This is a genomic window from Planococcus ruber (assembly GCF_022819085.1).
In the GTDB taxonomy this organism is placed as follows: domain Bacteria; phylum Bacillota; class Bacilli; order Bacillales_A; family Planococcaceae; genus Planococcus; species Planococcus ruber.
This window is the reverse complement of record NZ_JALHAG010000012.1, coordinates 24,245-40,762: the sequence shown is the minus strand read 5'-3', so window position 1 is coordinate 40,762 and position 16,518 is coordinate 24,245. Positions and strand designations below refer to the sequence as shown.

Sequence of the window (16,518 nt, the reverse complement as noted above, 5' to 3'; positions counted from 1 at the left end):
AAAGAAGGAATTTTTATGGCTCATCAAGAAAGAGGTGGTAAACCGAAAAAATGGAGGAGGAATTCAGATGGCTTTGGAATACAAACACATTTTAGTTGCGGTCGATGGCTCCAAAGAAGCGGAATGGGCGTTCAGAAAATCAATTGAAATGGCGAAAAAACACAACGCTTCATTGAATCTGATCCATGTGGTGGACACCCGTTCCTACACGGCTATGACGAAGCGCATCCCTTCGGAAAGCGATACGATTTTCGAAGAAGGGCGAGCGCTGATTGAAAAGTATAAGAACGAAGCTATTTCTGCCGGACTTTCTGATGTTTCCGCTTTCGTAGCGCCTGGCTCTCCGAAAAAAGTCATTTCACGGGACTTTGCCAATCAAGTCGATGCGGACTTAATTATCTGCGGAGCCCAAGGTTTGAATGCCTTCGAAAAATACTTGATGGGCAGTGTCTCCCAGCATATCGTCAGCAACAGTTCCTGCGACGTTTTAGTTGTTCGCCGCGAATATCCTGCAAAAGAAGCAAATTAAATTGGCTGCATCCATTTGAACTGCGCGAAAAAAGTCTGGCCGACTGGAGCACTAAGTGGGCTGGACTTTTCTATTTCACTGGAAAATTGTTGCTGAACTCCACAAAAAAGAAACAGAAAGGATTTTGTTTAGAAACTCGTCAACCTGTAAAAAAGAGACTTTCCGCAGAAAGTCTCTTTTCCCTATACATTGGAGTGGAATCATTGAGCTGTATATCCGCCGTCCACCATTATGGTAGTGCCTGTTACAAAATCATTTTCGCACAGGAACACGATCGCATGCGCCACTTCATCCGCTTTTCCTAAACGCCCTGCCGGATGCTTCGCCACTAATCCATTATAGAACTCGTCACCCAGCGCTTGGCGGTTCACCATGGCAGTTTCGATGTAGCCGGGTGCGACAGCGTTAACGCGGATGTTTTTATCTCCGTATTGGAGGGCAGCAGATTTGGTCATCAAGTTGACCGCCCCTTTAGAAGCATTGTAGGCAAAAGCTTGCGGTTCCCCGACGCTTCCAAGTATCGAAGAAGTATTGACGATCGCCCCGCCGCCGCTCTTCAGCATTTCCCCAACAGCATACTTGATGCCATAAAACACGCCGTCCTGATTGACCCCGATCACTTTTTGATAATCTTCATCCGTTAATTCATGCGTTTCGCTCAAAGCGCCGATCCCTGCATTATTGACCATGACGTCAATTCGGCCAAAGCGGCTGACCGTTTGCGCTACCAAGTTTTCAACGGAAGCTTCCTGAGAAGTATCCACTTTGATGAATACCGCTTCTCCCCCGCTGCCGCTCAATTCTTTGGCTGCCGCTTCCCCGCCTTCTTCATTGAAATCAGCGATGACCACTTTTGCTCCTTTGGCAATAAACGCTTTTGCCGTAGCCAATCCGATTCCCGATGCTCCTCCTGTTACGGCTGCCACTTTTCCTTGCAAGTCCATTTCCATTCCTCCTTTATCGAATCTCACACATCTATAGTATATCTTATTATCAGATTTTTTAGTCATTTTATGAAAACAGAAAAAAGGCCTCTGCCGGAGCAAAGGCCTCTGACTTTTATTCTTTCAATTGGTTGATAAATGGACCGTAATCCCGGCGTTGGTGCTGCAGGGAAATCCATTTCAGCGTCGTGAATTCTTCCAGAATCCATTCGCCGTTGAAACGGCCAAGGCCGGAGTTCTTTTCGCCTCCGAACGGTACATGCGATTCGTCATTGACCGATTGGTCGTTGACATGGATCATGCCCGTATGGATTCTGTGCGCGAATGCGGCACCGTGCTCCAAGTTAGAAGAGTGGACCGCGCCGCTCAATCCGTATGGCAATGCATTGGCCATTTCCGCTGCATCATCGTCATCTTCAAACGGAATCAAAATAGCCACCGGTCCGAAGATTTCATTGACTGCAAGCGGCATCTCATTCGTCACATTAGTCACAACTGTCGGCTCAAGAACGTTGCCGTCAGCATTTCCGCCTAACCGGATTTCCGCTCCTTGCTTCACGCTCTCTTCCAAGTCTTCTAAAATGCGGTCGACTTGCTTGCGGTTAATAAGCGGTCCGACGTTGGTATCCTGTTCTGCCGGATTGCCATATTTTAACTTGCCGGCACGTTTAATAAAGAGCTCAGCGAATTCATCGTACTTGTCTTTGTGGACAAAAATCCGGTTGATTGCCATACAGATCTGTCCTTGGTGATAAAATTTGCCGAACAGCGCCGAATCCACCGCTTGGTCGATATCTGCATCGTCCAAAACGACAAAGACATTATTGCCGCCAAGTTCCAATGCGGTTTTCTTCAGACGCCCGCCGGCCAACTCCCCGATGTGCATGCCGACTTCCGTCGATCCGGTAAAGGAAATCATGCGCGGCACCGGATGGGTAACGATGTCATCGCCGATTTCGGATCCGCGGCCGACAACGACATTCAAGAGGCCTTTCGGCAGCCCAGCTGCTTCGAAAATACTGGCGAAAATCAAACCGCCGGTAATCGGTGTATCCGTAGCCGGTTTCACTACGACTCCGTTGCCGGTCGCAAGCGCTGGTGCGATGGAGCGCATCGCCAAATGAAACGGGAAGTTCCACGGGCTGATGACGCCAATGACACCGATCGGATTGCGGTAAATGCGGTTTTCTTTTCCTGCTTGCTGGGATGGAAGGATCTTTCCTTCCATCTGGAAAGGATAAGCAGTGGATTGTTTTACGACATCCAGCGCTGCACCGAATTCAACAGTTGCTTTGATGACGGTGCTGCCGGCTTCTTTCACTAGCCAGTCGATAATCAACTGTTTGTTTTCCTGCATGACTTCAACGGTTTTCTCCAAAATCGCCCGTTTGTTCTGCGGCAATTCCTTTGCCCATTCGATTTGCGCTTCCGCTGCCGCTTTATAAGCGGCATCCAGATCGTCTTTATTGGCTGCTTTCGTAGCGATTAAATCCTCGCCTGTGAAAGGGTTTGTGTTGCCCATCATTTGGTCGCTTGACCCGTCGCGCCATTCCCCGTTTATATACACTTTCGAAAAATCCGTTTTCATTTGGTTCACTCCTCTTTCTGATTGATGGAATTTGTTGACTGATATTCATTAACGCCGCAGCGGTTGTTAAAAAAGATTTTTTGTATTTTTTGCCACTCTCCTCTTTACCCCTTTGAAAAATACTAAAACTAGGATATTTTCATTTCAGTCTTTTGGATGAAGAAAAAGCTCCTGCCGCATGCGGCAAGAGCTTTCGCTATAGTTCTTTTATGATTCTCAGGAGGATACGCGGAATCAGCAGGATAATATCGTAAATCAATTCTGCTAAGTCTATCAAATCCCATATCCATGACCATCGGTCTTTTTTCTCCCTCTTCTTCCTTTTCTTTCTCACTTGCGCATCCCCTCGCTTTTCCAGTGTTGCCCAATTATACGAAAAGAATGCAATAAAGTTTCACTCCTTATGGATGAGCTAACCCAAAAGCTTCAGCTAATAGCCGGATGCCTTCCATTCGGTTTTCTGCACCTGCTACGTTCGGGATAATGGTCACTTCATCTGCTCCATAACGATCGGCAATCCGTTCTATTTCCGCCTTCACGAAATCGGGATCTCCAATGACCATGCGTTTGCGGTTGGCCCGTACTTTTTCCGATTCATTTGCACTGAAGCCCCGTAATTTTGCCGTTTCAATTGACGGATAATAAGGCGGAGGCGTATTCGATTCAACAAATAGCAACCAAAGATCGAAGGCTTTTGCAATTTCTTCTGCCTGTTCTTTTGTTTCCGCTACGACGGCAAATACAGCTATCATCACTTTCGGCTTTTCTAAAAACGGAGAAGCTTTAAATGCGCTGCGGTATTTCCGGATGATGTCCATTCCATCGATCGAAGGCCGGGCAAAATGCGCATAGGAATACGCCATGCCTTTTTCCGCAGCCAGTACGGCGCTGCCTTCCCCTGTCCCGAGCAGCCACATTTCCGGTACGGTATCGATAATGGGCATAGCAGGCAACGCGTCTTCGTCTGCAAAATACTGTTTTAAAAGAGCCAGCTGTTCTTCATAAGGCACGGCTCTTTCCCGCATGCTGTTCAGCGCCTTATTGACCGCCTGATAACTGCGTGATCGCCCAATGCCAAGATCAATGCGGTTCGGGTGCAGGGCTTCCAGCATGCGAAAATTCTCTGCTACTTTATAAGCGCTGTAATGAGGCAGCATCACGCCGCCCGAACCGATGCGGATGCTGGATGTCGACGCGGCCAAATGCATCATCAGCATTTCCGGCGAACTCCCGGCAACTGATGCCACTTTATGGTGTTCCGCTACCCAGAACCGCTTGTAGCCCGAGCGTTCGGCAAGCTGTACCAGTTCCGTTGTCTCGAGCAGCGCTTGCCGTGCCGTTTTCCCTTCATCAATCGGTGAATAATCCAGAAGATTCAATGCCAGCATGCCATTCCCGCCTTTTTTCGGTTAATGGCTCCAGTTTAGCATGCAGAACCTTCGGACCCAAAATACCTTGTTTCAGGCATTTTGGATCGATTCGTAGCATCGATCCAGCACGGCCATATTCTTGAGCGTAGATTCCGTCGTGATGACCGGTTCCCCGCCGTCCAAAATCGCCCGTGAAAACTGTTCGATTTCCATCCGGTAAATATCGCCGTAAATTTTTTCCTCTCGGGTCATGCTATTGTTCTGGACAATGACTTTGCCGATGCCGCCGTTGATGTCCGGCCGGAAAGCGAACGGCACTTTGATCTTGCCTTCCGTCCCAATGACTTCGTATTCGTTGCGGTTGATCATATCAAAGCTGCAGTCGAACACCGCCTTGACGCCATTGTCCATTTTCATATAGACGGTCGACGTCAAATCGATTCCGGTCGCTTCATCCAGTTCGGCAATCGCTTGGACTTTCACAGGCTCTGAATCCGTCAAATGGCGAATGACCTGGACGCAATAGGAGCCGACATCGTAGATGCTTCCGCCGCCCATTTTTTTGTCCATCCGGATATCCCCTTCCCGGTTGTTCAAGTAAAACGAATGGCTGGATTTAATGAGCTTCATTTCTCCGATTTCTCCGGAAGCCACAATTTCTTTGACTCGGGCATGCTGCGGATGCAGTTGATACATGAAAGCTTCCATGAATTTAACGCCATGCGCTTCACAAGCTGCAATCATTTCTTTCGCTTCTTGGGCCGACAGCGCCGCCGGTTTTTCGCAAAGCACATGCTTGCCTTTCTCAGCCGCTTTGATGACCCATTCTTTATGTAGATTGTTTGGGAGAGGGATGTACACGGCGTCGATTTCCCGATCATCCAATAATGCTTCGTAGCTCTCATACGCTTTTGGAATCCCTAATTCCCTTGCCGCTGCATAAACCCGGTCGCCTCTGCTCGAAATCGCGGACATTACCGCATTTTCAGCACGGAAAATTGCCGGTATGACTTGCGTTCTGCCAATATTCGCCGTGCTTAAAACGCCCCATCGTATTTTCTCCATTTCCTCATCTCCTTTGTTTTTAATTATAAAAAAGCCGCTATGGGGCGCATAAACTGTCCCGTAGCGGCTTTGGATTTCAAGACAGCTCTGCGCTTCTTGCCTATCACTGATTATTTGATGCGAAGTTCCGTCGCCGGATCGAAGAAATGGGCTTTGTTCAAGTCCATTGCCATGTCGATCGTTTGCCCGGCTTCCACGTTGAAGCGGGCATCGACGCGCGCGACGAAGCTTTCGCCGTTTAGCTGCGAATAAAGAACGATTTCCGAGCCCATCAATTCCGCCACTTCAATCGGCGCTTTGATCTTCGTTTGCGGCGAGTGATCCAGGAAGAGAGGCTCGTCATGAATGTCTTCCGGACGCACGCCGAGAATCACTTCCTTATCAGCGAACCCATTTTCCTTCAAAACAGCCAATTTCCCTTCAGGCACCATCACACGCTGGTCGCCCATGACAAATTGGTTGCCTTCCAGTTTGCCGTGGAAGAAGTTCATCGCCGGCGAACCGATAAAGCCGCCGACAAACATGTTGTTCGGCAAATCGTAGACTTCTTTTGGCGTGCCGATTTGCTGAATGAACCCATCTTTCATGACGACCAGGCGAGTGGCCATCGTCATCGCTTCCGTCTGGTCGTGCGTTACGTAAACGGTTGTCGTCTGCAGGCGGCGGTGCAATTTCTGGATCTCCGCCCGCATCTGTACGCGCAATTTCGCATCCAAGTTGGACAACGGTTCATCCATCAGGAACACTTCCGCATCGCGCACAATGGCGCGTCCCAAGGCCACACGCTGGCGCTGACCGCCGGACAGGGCTTTCGGCTTGCGGTATAAGTATTCTTCCAAGTTTAAGATCTTCGCAGCATTTTCGACGCGTTCTTTGATTTCCGCTTTTTTCAGCTTGCGCAGCTTCAAACTGAACGCCATGTTGTCGTAGACGTTCATGTGCGGATACAGTGCATAGTTCTGGAACACCATCGCAATGTCGCGGTCTTTCGGCGACACGTCGTTAACGCGACGGTCCCCGATAAACAAATCGCCTTCGGTGATGTCTTCAAGCCCGGCAATCATGCGCAAAGTGGTGGATTTCCCGCAGCCGGACGGCCCGACAAGCACCAGAAATTCTTTGTCGCGAATCTCTAAGTTGAAGTCCTGAACCGATACAACCCCTTTATCGTAGACTTTTTTTACATTCACTAAGTTTAACCCCGCCATTTTCATCCCTCCAAATTGTGTAAAGGCTCTCATGCGAGCCGGTAAAGCGCTTACTTTTCTTTAATAAGCTCCTCTAATTTCAGAAGCCACCTGTTCTTTATAGAATTTGGCAAGCTTGTCCATTTCTTCTGAAGAATAAGGTGCAGCCTCAACAGCCTTCAGATTGTCTTCCACTTGGGCAATGGTTTTAAAGCCCGGAATTACAGTTGAAATCGCATCGTGTTCTAATATCCATTTTAACGCGGCTTGCGACATATTTCCTCTATTTTCTGCAATCCATTTTAAATTTTCAGCCAATTCAACGCCTTTTGTAAATTCCAGTCCGGCAAACGTCTCTCCCACATTGAAAGCATCGCCGTTGCGATTGAAATTCCGGTGGTCGTCTTGCTCAAACTCAGCATCCGCTTTGAATTTCCCGGTCAATAATCCGCTCGCTAAAGGCACGCGCGCCAAGATGCCCACCCCTTGCTCTTTCGCTTTCGGGAATAATTCCTCCAACGGCTTTTGGCGGAATAAATTAAAGATCACCTGTAAACTGCTGACATTCGGGTTTTCCAGGCAAATCAGCCCTTCTTCCACTGTTTCGACACTCACGCCGTAATAGCGGATTTTGCCTTGTTCTTTTAAGCGGTCCAGCACGTCGAATACCTGGCCATCGCGTAAAATGTCAGTGGCCGGACAATGGATTTGGAACAGGTCAATCTGCTCACGTCCGAGACGTTTCAAACTGTCTTCGCAGTATTTCGCGACACTTTCCATCGTATAGTTTTTCGGATTCGCAAAATCATCTGCGCGGCCGAACTTTGTCGCAATGTGGATTTCATCGTGTCTGCCTTTTGTCGCTTTTGCCAATAGTTCTTCACTATGGCCGTCACCGTAGACGTCAGCGGTGTCAAAAAAATTGACGCCTTGCGCCATCGCATAGTCCAAAGCTTTTAAAGATTCCTGGTCATTTGTCTTCCCCCACGAACCGCCAATTGCCCATGTACCAAAACTGAGTTCACTCACTTTTAAATCCGTCTTGCCGATTTGCCGGTATTCCATCGGTGCCACTCCCATTCTATTTTATAAATAGTTACAAATAAGAGTCCCAACTAAAGGAGTTGAGACTCTTATTTAACCTGCTATTTACGGAACGCCAAAAGCTTTTCGTTCATCGCTTTTGTCTGTCCGTAAACTTCTTGATAAATAGAAAATAGTTTTTGATAGTTTTCTACATTCGCCGGATTCGGCTCATACTGCGCATCTTCTTTCAAGAATGCATCTGCACATTCCTTTAATGAAGCAAACCATCCGCTGCCGTAAGCAGCAAGCATGGCTGCGCCCATTCCCGGACCTTGTTCACTTGTCAGGCGGACAATTTTCGCATTGAAAATATCTGCCTGCATTTGAAGCCAGTCCTTGTTTTGTGCACCTCCGCCGATCGATACAATCGTATCAATCTCTTTTCCGCTTTCGCGGAAAATCTCGATGGATTCATTTAAAGAGAACGTAATGCCTTCCAGTACGGCCCGGGCAAAATCTTTTCGGCGATGGGAACTATCCATTCCGATAAAACTTGCACGGATGGCAGCATCTGCATGGGGTGTGCGTTCACCGACGAGATACGGCGTAAACAGCAAGCCATTGGACCCAGCAGGCACAGTGCCTACTTCAGCAAGCAGATCGTCGAACGATTCATCTGGTGCAAAGGTTTCCTTAAACCAAGTCAAACTGTAGCCGGCTGCCAGCGTGACGCCCATCGTGTAATAGACATCCGGCGCCGAATGGTTGAAGTAATGGACCTTGCCTCCAAAATCCTTGTCGCTACTTGCTTCATAAGATAACACAACACCGGATGTACCGATACTGCAAAGCGTTTTGCCATCTTCTAGAATTCCAGACCCGATTGCGCCGCACGCATTGTCCGCACCGCCTGCAAAAACGCGGGTTGCCGGTGCAAGCCCTGATGCTGCTGCATATTCAGCCGTGACCGTACCCACTTCGTCATGCGAGTAGACAAGCGGCGGGCACAGGTTTGGATCAATATTCAAAAGTTCACAGATTTCTGTGCTCCATTGTTTTTTGCTGATATCGAGCAATAATGTGCCGGCAGCATCCGAGAATTCCATCTCCAACTTGCCGGTCATGCGGTATCGTAAATAGTCTTTTGGCAATACGAACGATTTCGCTTTCGCAAAAATTTCCGGCTCGTGCTTTTGGACCCAAAGAATTTTCGGCAGTGTGAAACCTTCAAGCGCCGGATTCTTGGTGATTTCGAGTAAGCGTTCATTGCCTACAGCATCGTAGATCTGCTGGCATTCGGCCGTTGTTCTTGTGTCGTTCCATAAAATGGCCGGGCGCAAGACTTCATTGTTTTCATCCAGCAGCACAAGGCCGTGCATCTGCCCCGAGAAGCTGATGCCTTCGATGTCTTCAGCAGCCCCATCAAAACCGGAGAGGAGCTCAAGCAGCCCGGAAGTTGTTTGAGCCACCCAGTCCTCTGGATTCTGCTCGCTGTATCCTGTTTTTTCTTGTATCAATGCATATGATTTCGAAACGCTGTGCACCACTTCTCCTTGCTGGTTGACCAGCAGGATTTTCACGGCACTCGTTCCAAGATCGACTCCAATCACGTATTTCATAGCGACAGCTCTCCTGACGTTCAGACTTATTATTTAGCGAAAGCTTGCAGCAAGTACTGGTTGATTGTTGATTTGATCTGCTCAAGACGGCCAGATGTTTGTTTGATCTCCGTTAAGCCAAGTGCATGCTCTTCTAGTTTGTGGAAATCTGTCTTGCCTTCGACGATATCTAAGCCGATTCCTTCTGTGTAGGTTTGGTAGCGGTCTTCCATGATGGAATCCAATACTTTGTCGTCGATCAATTGCTGAGCGACTTTCAAGCCGACAGCAAATGCGTCCATCCCCGCAATATGTGCGTGGAACAAATCTTCAGGCTCGAATGAACCGCGGCGTACTTTCGCATCGAAGTTCAAGCCGCCTTTGCCAAGTCCGCCGTTTTTAAGGATTTCATACATTGCAAGCGTCGTTGACCAAAGATCTGTCGGGAATTCATCTGTATCCCATCCAAGAAGCGGATCGCCTTGGTTCGCATCGACGGATCCAAGCATGTTGTTGATGCGTGCATAGTGCAATTCGTGCTCGAATGTGTGGCCTGCAAGCGTCGCGTGGTTCGCTTCAATATTGAATTTGAAGTGGTTTTCCAAACCGTAGTTCTGCAAGAAAGCATGGCCAGTTGCCACATCATAGTCGTACTGGTGAGTTGTCGGCTCTTTTGGTTTTGGCTCGATCAAGAATTGTGCGTCGAAGCCGATTTCTTTCGCATAGTCGACAGCCATATGATAGAAGCGGCCCAAGTTATCAAGCTCCAGCTTCATGTTCGTGTTCAATAAAGTTTCGTAGCCTTCGCGGCCGCCCCAGAACACATAGTTTTGTGCCCCAAGCTCTTTGCCGATTTCCAAGCCTTTTTTCACTTTTGCAGCTGAATAAGCAAAAACATCCGCATGGTTGGATGTTGCAGCACCATGGATGAAGCGCGGGTGCGTGAAATTGTTGGCAGTGTTCCAAAGCAATTTCGCTTTGCTGTCTTTCATATAATCTTTGATCATGGCAACGATGACGTCTAAGTTTTGGTTCGATTCTCTTAAGTTGCTGCCTTCTGGTGCGATATCGACATCATGGAAGCAGAAGAATGGCACATCCATTTTTTCATAGAATTCGAAACTTGCATCTACGCGCGCTTTTGCCAAATCCATTCCGCTGAATTTATCCCATGGGCGGTTCATCGTCCCAGCGCCGAATGGATCCGATCCATCCATTGTAAATGTGTGCCAGTATGAAACCGCATAGCGAAGAATTTCTTCCATCGACTTGCCGCCGACTACTTCTTCCGGGTTGTAAAATTTAAAAGCGAATGGATTTTTTGAAGATGCACCTTCAAATTTAATTTTGTCAATGTTCTCGAAATATGCCATAGTTTTTGCCTCCTAGGTATTGGGTTCTGGTAATTTTGATAAATAAATAGGTTTATCCTTAATGAAAAGGCTTTCATTTGATATTATAACAAGTTACAATTAGTTTGTCTATTGGTTAAACAAAGTTTTATTTAGAATGATTCGACTATTCGACTTATAAAGAGCGGTAATTTTGTTCAAAGCGTCCAGAAGGTCCTCATCTCTATCCGCAGCATCATTTATTCGTCCAATTTTCCGACTTGGTGTATGCTTTTAAATAAGTTAGATGTTGGATTTTCAGAAAATCGAAATGTAAGGAAGGTCATAGATGAATTCCACCAAAAATACCGTTTATCAGATTACCGAATGGATCACCCGCTTTGCCTATTTAAATTTGCTGTGGGTCGTTTTCACATTAGCAGGCGCAATTGTTTTAGGGCTGTTCCCTGCTACGACGGCGATGTTTTCCGTTTGCCGGAAATGGCTGCGCGGACAGACGGACGTACCCGTTTTCCGGACGTTCTGGGACTATTACCGGAAAGATTTTGCCAAAAGCAATGTGATGGGCCTCGTGGTTTGGCTGCTTTTGGCATTGATTGCCGCTGACGTCTTTTACTTGCTGACGTTGGACGCTGACCATCTCACTTGGACATCGATTCCTTTATTCGCTTTCATGCTTTTGGTTGCACTGTTCCTGTTCTATCTGTTCCCGACCTTTGTGCATTTTGATATCCGCGTCCCGCAAGTGCTTAAAAATGCTTTTTTGATCATGCTGATTCACCCGCTTCACAGTTTGCTGATCCTGCTTTGCCTTGTGTCTCTGTTTCTGATCATGCAAGCTCTGCCGGCGCTCGCGTTTATCTTCGGCGCCAGCTCCTATGCTTTCATCACGATGTGGATTTCTTTGAATGCGTTCAATAAAACCACTGCGAAGACGGCAAGCAGCCTTCCCGAATAAAAAAGCTTCACCTCTCAGATACGATTCCTGATGAGGTGAAGCTTTTCTTTTGGCCAGACTCCGATGGCCAGCTTCTCGGGACATAAGCCCTGCCGGCTATGCGGCAAAGAAAGCCGCTTCGCCGACCCGTCTTATGCCTTTCGAAGCTACACGGCCATCTCCGCTTTTCTTTATTGTCCAGACTCCAGCGCCTAGCTCCTCGGGATCTTAAGTCAGCCCACTATGGAAATCAGGATTTCCTCCGTGTTCTGCCTTAAGCCTGTCGGAGCTGAACAGGCGCTTCCGCTTTTCCAATTACCCCTTCACCGCACTTGATGAAATCCCTTCAACGACTTTATTGCTGAAGAAGATGAAGGCGATGATGATCGGCAAGACACTGATGATCAGCGTGGCACCGATTGCACCCCAGTCGGTCATGTATTGGCCGATGAAGTTCTGGATCCCTACTGTCAGCGTTTTGTATTTCTCCGAGCTGATGAAGGTGTTGACGAAAACGAATTCGTTCCAGTTGTAAATCATATTGATGACGACCGTAGTCGCCATGATCGGCGTCGTCATCGGCAAAATGATGCGGAAGAACATCCGATGGATCGAACAGCCATCGATAATTGCCGCTTCTTCGACTTCGTGGGGCAAGGTGTAATAGAAACCAAGTAGGATCATTAAGGTGATCGGTAAATTATACGCGGTGTACGTGATGACGATCGACCACGGATTATCGATCATGTCGACGCTCAAGAACATGCTGTAGAGCGGAATCAATGCTGAGTGGATCGGAATCATCAAGCCGACCATGAAGAGCCCGAGCACAAGGCCGCTTAACTTCCACTTCATGCGCGTCAATGCGAATGCCGCCATGCTTGCGAATAATACAGTAAAGACGATTGCTGCAATGGTAATCCACACACTATTGAAGAAATACGTGCCGATTCCCCCGTCCCAGACTTTCTGGTAATTTTCCCATCTGAACTCCGACGGCAAAGAAAACGGTGAACCTGCAAAGATTTCCTGGTTGCTCTTCAACGAGAACAGGAACAGCCAGATGAGTGGGAGGATTTGAAATAATGCCACTACTATCAAAGCCAGGTAAAGAAAGAAATATCCAACGCGTTTCATTAAACAAACCTCCTCTTAGTATTCAAGCTTCTCTTTTGTTTCAGTCACTTTGCGGATGATCAACGTAACGATCAGTGTGATGATCAATAGCAAGAACCCGATGGCACTGCCGTAGCCGAAGTTGTAGCTAGAGAAAGCCAGTTTGTACATATAAGAAGCCATTACTTCGCTGGCTCCGTTTGGCCCGCCGGCCGTCATTACGTAAATCAAATCGAAGTATTTCAAAGATCCGACAATTGCCAAAACGATGGTGACACTCACGATTTCTTTGATCAACGGCAATTTGATGCGCATGGCAATTTGGAATGGCGTCGCACCGTCAATTCTTGCAGCTTCAATCAAAGATTCCGGAATGTTTTTCAACGCTGCATAGTAAATCAGGATATAGAACCCTGCATATTGCCATAGGATTGGAACGAAGATGGCAAACAAAACCAAGCTTGGATCTGCGAGCCAAGATGGTGGATTTTCAACTCCGATAGTTCTAAGAAAAGAATTCAAAATCCCGTTGGACGGGTTGTAGACTTTAACCCATAATTGGGCAATAGCGACGGATGACAAGAGCATCGGAATCAAGTAGATTTTACGAAGCAAGTCCGCACCTTTGATTTTTGAAGCCAGGATGATCGATACAGCTAAATAGATGATTAAACTTAATGCTGAGAAAAGGGCCAATAAGAACGAATGCAGAGCACTGTTCCAAAATAGTTTATCTTGGATTCCTTCTATATAATTGTCCAGGCCAATAAAAGTTTTTTCTCCGATTCCATCCCAGTCCATCAAGCCGTAATAGCCGGACAGGAGCAGCGGGATGAAGATCAGGACCATCAGCAATATAAAAGCGGGCGCAATATAGAACGCGATATAAAGCTTATTGGACATCACTTTGTTCATAACATTCAACCCCATATCTTATAAAGTAGAAGGGGACAATCCTGAATTCTGGATATGCCCCCTTCTTGTTCTTCTAGCTTTTCAAACCGTTTGGATCATTTTTTATTTCGAAAGAGCGTCCTCGTGGGCTTTCGCAAATTCTTCAGGCGTCATTTCGTTGCCGAATAGCGCTTGAATTGCATCCAAGTGGACAGTTGCCACTTCTGGGCTCAATTGAACATCCGCAAACATCGTGATGTTGCTTGCTTGGTTCAGCTCTTCCAAGATATCGATATACATTTGTGGAAGATCCATTGACGCGGCATCCACTTTTGTTGCTGGAATTACGCCAGCTTCTTCAACCGCTTTTTCGCCCCACTCTTTTACAAAGTATGCAGAAAAGTCTTTTGCTTCTTCTTTTACATCTGAATCTTCTGCTACGAACAAGCCAACTCCAGGGCCGCCGACAAAGCTGTTCATATCGCCTTGGCCGTCAACTGTTGGGAAGTTCATGTATTTTACAGAATCTCTGAATTCTTGTGGTACGTCTTCATTTGTCGTGAAGTTTGGAAGATCCCAAGTTGCGATCATGTACATCGGCGCTTGTTCGCTCATGAACATGCTCTTCGCTTCTTCATCTGCAAGGCCGTTGAATCCATCAACAAAAGCCCCGCTGTCTACCAAGTTTTGAACTTCTGCAGCCGCTTCGATCAAGGCAGGATCTTCGAAGCTGCCTGAACGGTCGATGGCTTTATTCAATGTATCAGCGCCGCCGATGCGGTCAGCCAAGTACATATACCACATAGAGCCTGTCCATGAATCTCTGTTTCCTAGTGCAATCGGCTGAATGCCTTCTTCACGGAATGCTTTTGATGCTTCTAGCAATTCCTCGTATGTTTCCGGAACTTCAATGCCGTTATCCTTGAACATTTTCTCATTGTAATAAATGCTGACAATGTTCAATTCCAATGGCAATCCGTATGTTACATCGTCAAGCGCATAAGCTTCAGCAGTTCCTGGTACAAATGCATCGGACAATTCAGACTCGATGACATCATCTAATGGAGCGAACATATTGCCGCCTACATAAGGCTCAAGAAATCCGGCAGCCCATGTCAGGCCGACATCCGGCAATTCTTTTGATGTCGAAAGGACACGCAATTTATCTTTGTATTGCTCATTGCTTAAAACTTCTAAATCTATTTTGACGCCTTCGTTTTCCGCTTCGTAATCAGCAATAATATCGTTTACCACGTCATAATGCTTTTTGGAGCTACCTTCTGGCCATAAGTGCATAAATTTGATTTCAGTGTCTGCATTACTTGAACCCGATGACGCCTCATCAGAATCTGAACACCCTACTAGCAGTAACGATGAAATAGCAGCGGACAATAGCAGTGCAAGCGTTTTCTTCCTTTTCATTTTTTTCTTCCCCCCACTTTGTGTGCTATTACAACAATATTCAGATTGTTGTATGCGTTTTCATTATAGCAAGGGTTTTCATGTTCGTCTAGTGGCTAAACAAAGTTTTTTATTAAACTACTTTCGTTTCAAAGTATCTGTTAAAATAGTCTTAAAAATGATAGAAAGAGCTGAGCAGGATGAATGTAAAAGTGACCAAGACCTGGAACCATCAAGTCGTTAAAGAAGGCAACAAATCATTGGTACTGGATAAGATCAAAAACAATTCGCCTATTTCGCGGGCAGCTGTCGCCAGCCAAATCGGATTGAACAAGGGAACCGTCTCTTCTCTTGTCAGCGATTTGCTGGATGATCATTTGATTTACGAATCCGGCCCTGGCGAATCAAGCGGCGGCCGCCGACCGGTTATGCTCTTATTCAATGACCTGGCTGGCTACGCCATCGGCATCGATATCGGCGTCAACTATCTGCTAGGCGTGCTGACCGATCTCAGCGGCAACATCCAATTGAAGAAAGAATGCAGCTTCAAAAATCTTTCTTATGAAGAAATCAAAGAAAAAATGTTTTCCACCATTGATTCATTAATCGCTTCTGCACCCGACAGCCCGCACGGCGTTGTAGGCATCGGCGTCGGCGTCCCAGGCGTGGTCGATAAAGACGGCGAAATTTTGCTTGCGCCCAATTTAAAATGGCGGAACCTCGATTTAAAATCCGTTTTGGAAGAAAAATACGGCCTTCCCGTCATTATTGAAAACGAGGCGAATGCCGGTGCTTACGGCGAAAAGCGTTTCGGTGCGGGACAGGAATGCGAAAACATCATCTATGTCAGCGCAGGCATCGGGATTGGCGTCGGCCTGATCTTAAACGGTACCCTCTATAAAGGGTCGAACGGATTTTCCGGTGAACTTGGCCATATGACTATTCAAGTGCACGGACCGAAATGCCGCTGCGGAAATGAAGGATGTTGGGAACTATATGCGTCGGAGCAAGCGCTGCTGGATACTGCGGTGCAATCCGGGTTATTCGCTTCCACTGATGAAAAATTGGATTTGCCGCATTTGATCCAGCTTGCAGAATCCGGCAATGAAGAAGCCATTGCGCTATTCAAAAAGAGCGGCGATTATTTAGGCGTCGGCATCAACAACATCGTCAACACTTTTAACCCGCAGCAAGTTGTGATCGGCAACCGGATGGCTTCCGCCAAAAATTGGCTGAGCGAATCGTTGAATGAACGCGTGGCAAACCAAGCCCTTTGGTTCCAGCAAAACGATTTGATCATCGGCTTTTCGGAACTTGATACGCTGCCAACGGCACTTGGCGTCGCTGCTTTTACCATTGAGAATTTCTTGAGTGTCCGCATGCAGCCGCAGCAAGCTATTTTTTCTTAAGCTGTTATAAACTTTCACCACACTTAGTTTACCAATCGTACTAAGTAGTGTATGATTGTTTATATCAGCTGAAGATTTTTAATTTTCGATTTAATTGGATTA

14 protein-coding genes are annotated in these 16,518 nt (G+C 47.0%); 3 read left to right on the top strand and 11 right to left on the bottom strand.

The window, feature by feature from the left end:
- Positions 1-67 precede the first annotated feature (67 nt).
- Positions 68-529: a universal stress protein gene (locus MTR82_RS15075; RefSeq protein ID WP_052653008.1), complete on the top strand. Its 462-nt coding sequence runs from the start codon at positions 68-70 to the stop codon at positions 527-529.
- 200 nt (positions 530-729) lie between these two features.
- On the opposite strand, the gene MTR82_RS15070 is transcribed toward MTR82_RS15075, so the two are convergent.
- The 8 genes from MTR82_RS15070 to xylA all read right to left on the bottom strand — a co-directional run bounded on the left by MTR82_RS15070 (position 730) and on the right by xylA (position 10,680).
- Positions 730-1,473: an SDR family NAD(P)-dependent oxidoreductase gene (locus MTR82_RS15070; protein ID WP_246809695.1), complete on the bottom strand. Its 744-nt coding sequence runs from the start codon at positions 1,471-1,473 to the stop codon at positions 730-732.
- Positions 1,474-1,588: 115 nt separating this feature from the next.
- Entirely contained in the window at positions 1,589-3,061 is a 1,473-nt protein-coding gene (locus tag MTR82_RS15065) for an aldehyde dehydrogenase family protein (RefSeq protein WP_246809694.1), read from the bottom strand.
- Between the two features lie 401 nt (positions 3,062-3,462).
- On the bottom strand, positions 3,463-4,449 hold the full coding sequence (locus MTR82_RS15060; RefSeq protein ID WP_246809693.1) for an LLM class flavin-dependent oxidoreductase: 987 nt from the start codon (positions 4,447-4,449) through the stop codon (positions 3,463-3,465).
- A gap of 72 nt (positions 4,450-4,521) precedes the next feature.
- Positions 4,522-5,496, bottom strand: a complete 975-nt coding sequence (locus MTR82_RS15055) for a Gfo/Idh/MocA family protein (RefSeq protein ID WP_246809692.1) — start codon at positions 5,494-5,496, stop codon at positions 4,522-4,524.
- Positions 5,497-5,606: 110 nt separating this feature from the next.
- Positions 5,607-6,704, bottom strand: a complete 1,098-nt coding sequence (locus tag MTR82_RS15050; RefSeq protein WP_052653043.1) for an ABC transporter ATP-binding protein — start codon at positions 6,702-6,704, stop codon at positions 5,607-5,609.
- 60 nt (positions 6,705-6,764) lie between these two features.
- Positions 6,765-7,748: an aldo/keto reductase gene (locus MTR82_RS15045; protein WP_246809691.1), complete on the bottom strand. Its 984-nt coding sequence runs from the start codon at positions 7,746-7,748 to the stop codon at positions 6,765-6,767.
- An 80-nt stretch (positions 7,749-7,828) separates the two neighbouring features.
- Positions 7,829-9,328, bottom strand: a complete 1,500-nt coding sequence (gene xylB, locus MTR82_RS15040; protein ID WP_246809690.1) for a xylulokinase — start codon at positions 9,326-9,328, stop codon at positions 7,829-7,831.
- A 29-nt stretch (positions 9,329-9,357) separates the two neighbouring features.
- Positions 9,358-10,680 carry a xylose isomerase gene (gene xylA / locus MTR82_RS15035; protein WP_052653049.1) on the bottom strand — a complete coding sequence of 441 codons (1,323 nt, stop codon included), beginning with the start codon at positions 10,678-10,680 and terminating at the stop codon, positions 9,358-9,360.
- 307 nt (positions 10,681-10,987) lie between these two features.
- Between xylA and MTR82_RS15030 the strand changes: the two genes are divergently transcribed.
- Positions 10,988-11,617: a YesL family protein gene (locus MTR82_RS15030; RefSeq protein WP_246809689.1), complete on the top strand. Its 630-nt coding sequence runs from the start codon at positions 10,988-10,990 to the stop codon at positions 11,615-11,617.
- Between the two features lie 294 nt (positions 11,618-11,911).
- Here the strand turns inward: MTR82_RS15030 and MTR82_RS15025 are convergent, their stop codons facing one another.
- The 3 genes from MTR82_RS15025 to MTR82_RS15015 all read right to left on the bottom strand — a co-directional run bounded on the left by MTR82_RS15025 (position 11,912) and on the right by MTR82_RS15015 (position 15,028).
- Entirely contained in the window at positions 11,912-12,733 is an 822-nt protein-coding gene (locus tag MTR82_RS15025) for a carbohydrate ABC transporter permease (RefSeq protein ID WP_246809688.1), read from the bottom strand.
- Between the two features lie 15 nt (positions 12,734-12,748).
- Positions 12,749-13,627 carry a carbohydrate ABC transporter permease gene (locus MTR82_RS15020; RefSeq protein ID WP_052653055.1) on the bottom strand — a complete coding sequence of 293 codons (879 nt, stop codon included), beginning with the start codon at positions 13,625-13,627 and terminating at the stop codon, positions 12,749-12,751.
- 102 nt (positions 13,628-13,729) lie between these two features.
- Positions 13,730-15,028, bottom strand: coding sequence for an extracellular solute-binding protein (locus tag MTR82_RS15015; RefSeq protein WP_246809687.1), 1,299 nt, complete (start codon positions 15,026-15,028; stop codon positions 13,730-13,732).
- Between the two features lie 179 nt (positions 15,029-15,207).
- Between MTR82_RS15015 and MTR82_RS15010 the strand changes: the two genes are divergently transcribed.
- The gene (locus tag MTR82_RS15010) at positions 15,208-16,416 is read left to right on the top strand and encodes an ROK family protein (RefSeq protein WP_246809686.1); all 1,209 of its coding nucleotides are present in this window, start codon (positions 15,208-15,210) and stop codon (positions 16,414-16,416) included.
- The last annotated feature ends 102 nt before the right edge of the window (positions 16,417-16,518 follow it).

Excerpts from the sequence above, each read along its gene's own strand:
- MTR82_RS15055 (WP_246809692.1), bottom strand. The coding sequence starts at position 5,496 with ATGGAGAAAATACGATGGGGCGTTTTAAGCACGGCGAATATTGGCAGA.
- MTR82_RS15060 (WP_246809693.1), bottom strand. The coding sequence starts at position 4,449 with ATGCTGGCATTGAATCTTCTGGATTATTCACCGATTGATGAAGGGAAA.
- MTR82_RS15010 (WP_246809686.1), top strand. The coding sequence starts at position 15,208 with ATGAATGTAAAAGTGACCAAGACCTGGAACCATCAAGTCGTTAAAGAA.
- MTR82_RS15020 (WP_052653055.1), bottom strand. The coding sequence starts at position 13,627 with ATGAACAAAGTGATGTCCAATAAGCTTTATATCGCGTTCTATATTGCG.
- xylB (WP_246809690.1), bottom strand. The coding sequence starts at position 9,328 with ATGAAATACGTGATTGGAGTCGATCTTGGAACGAGTGCCGTGAAAATC.
- MTR82_RS15030 (WP_246809689.1), top strand. The coding sequence starts at position 10,988 with ATGAATTCCACCAAAAATACCGTTTATCAGATTACCGAATGGATCACC.
- MTR82_RS15065 (WP_246809694.1), bottom strand. The coding sequence starts at position 3,061 with ATGAAAACGGATTTTTCGAAAGTGTATATAAACGGGGAATGGCGCGAC.
- MTR82_RS15045 (WP_246809691.1), bottom strand. The coding sequence starts at position 7,748 with ATGGAATACCGGCAAATCGGCAAGACGGATTTAAAAGTGAGTGAACTC.
- MTR82_RS15075 (WP_052653008.1), top strand. The coding sequence starts at position 68 with ATGGCTTTGGAATACAAACACATTTTAGTTGCGGTCGATGGCTCCAAA.
- MTR82_RS15015 (WP_246809687.1), bottom strand. The coding sequence starts at position 15,028 with ATGAAAAGGAAGAAAACGCTTGCACTGCTATTGTCCGCTGCTATTTCA.
- MTR82_RS15025 (WP_246809688.1), bottom strand. The coding sequence starts at position 12,733 with ATGAAACGCGTTGGATATTTCTTTCTTTACCTGGCTTTGATAGTAGTG.
- MTR82_RS15070 (WP_246809695.1), bottom strand. The coding sequence starts at position 1,473 with ATGGACTTGCAAGGAAAAGTGGCAGCCGTAACAGGAGGAGCATCGGGA.
- MTR82_RS15050 (WP_052653043.1), bottom strand. The coding sequence starts at position 6,704 with ATGGCGGGGTTAAACTTAGTGAATGTAAAAAAAGTCTACGATAAAGGG.
- xylA (WP_052653049.1), bottom strand. The coding sequence starts at position 10,680 with ATGGCATATTTCGAGAACATTGACAAAATTAAATTTGAAGGTGCATCT.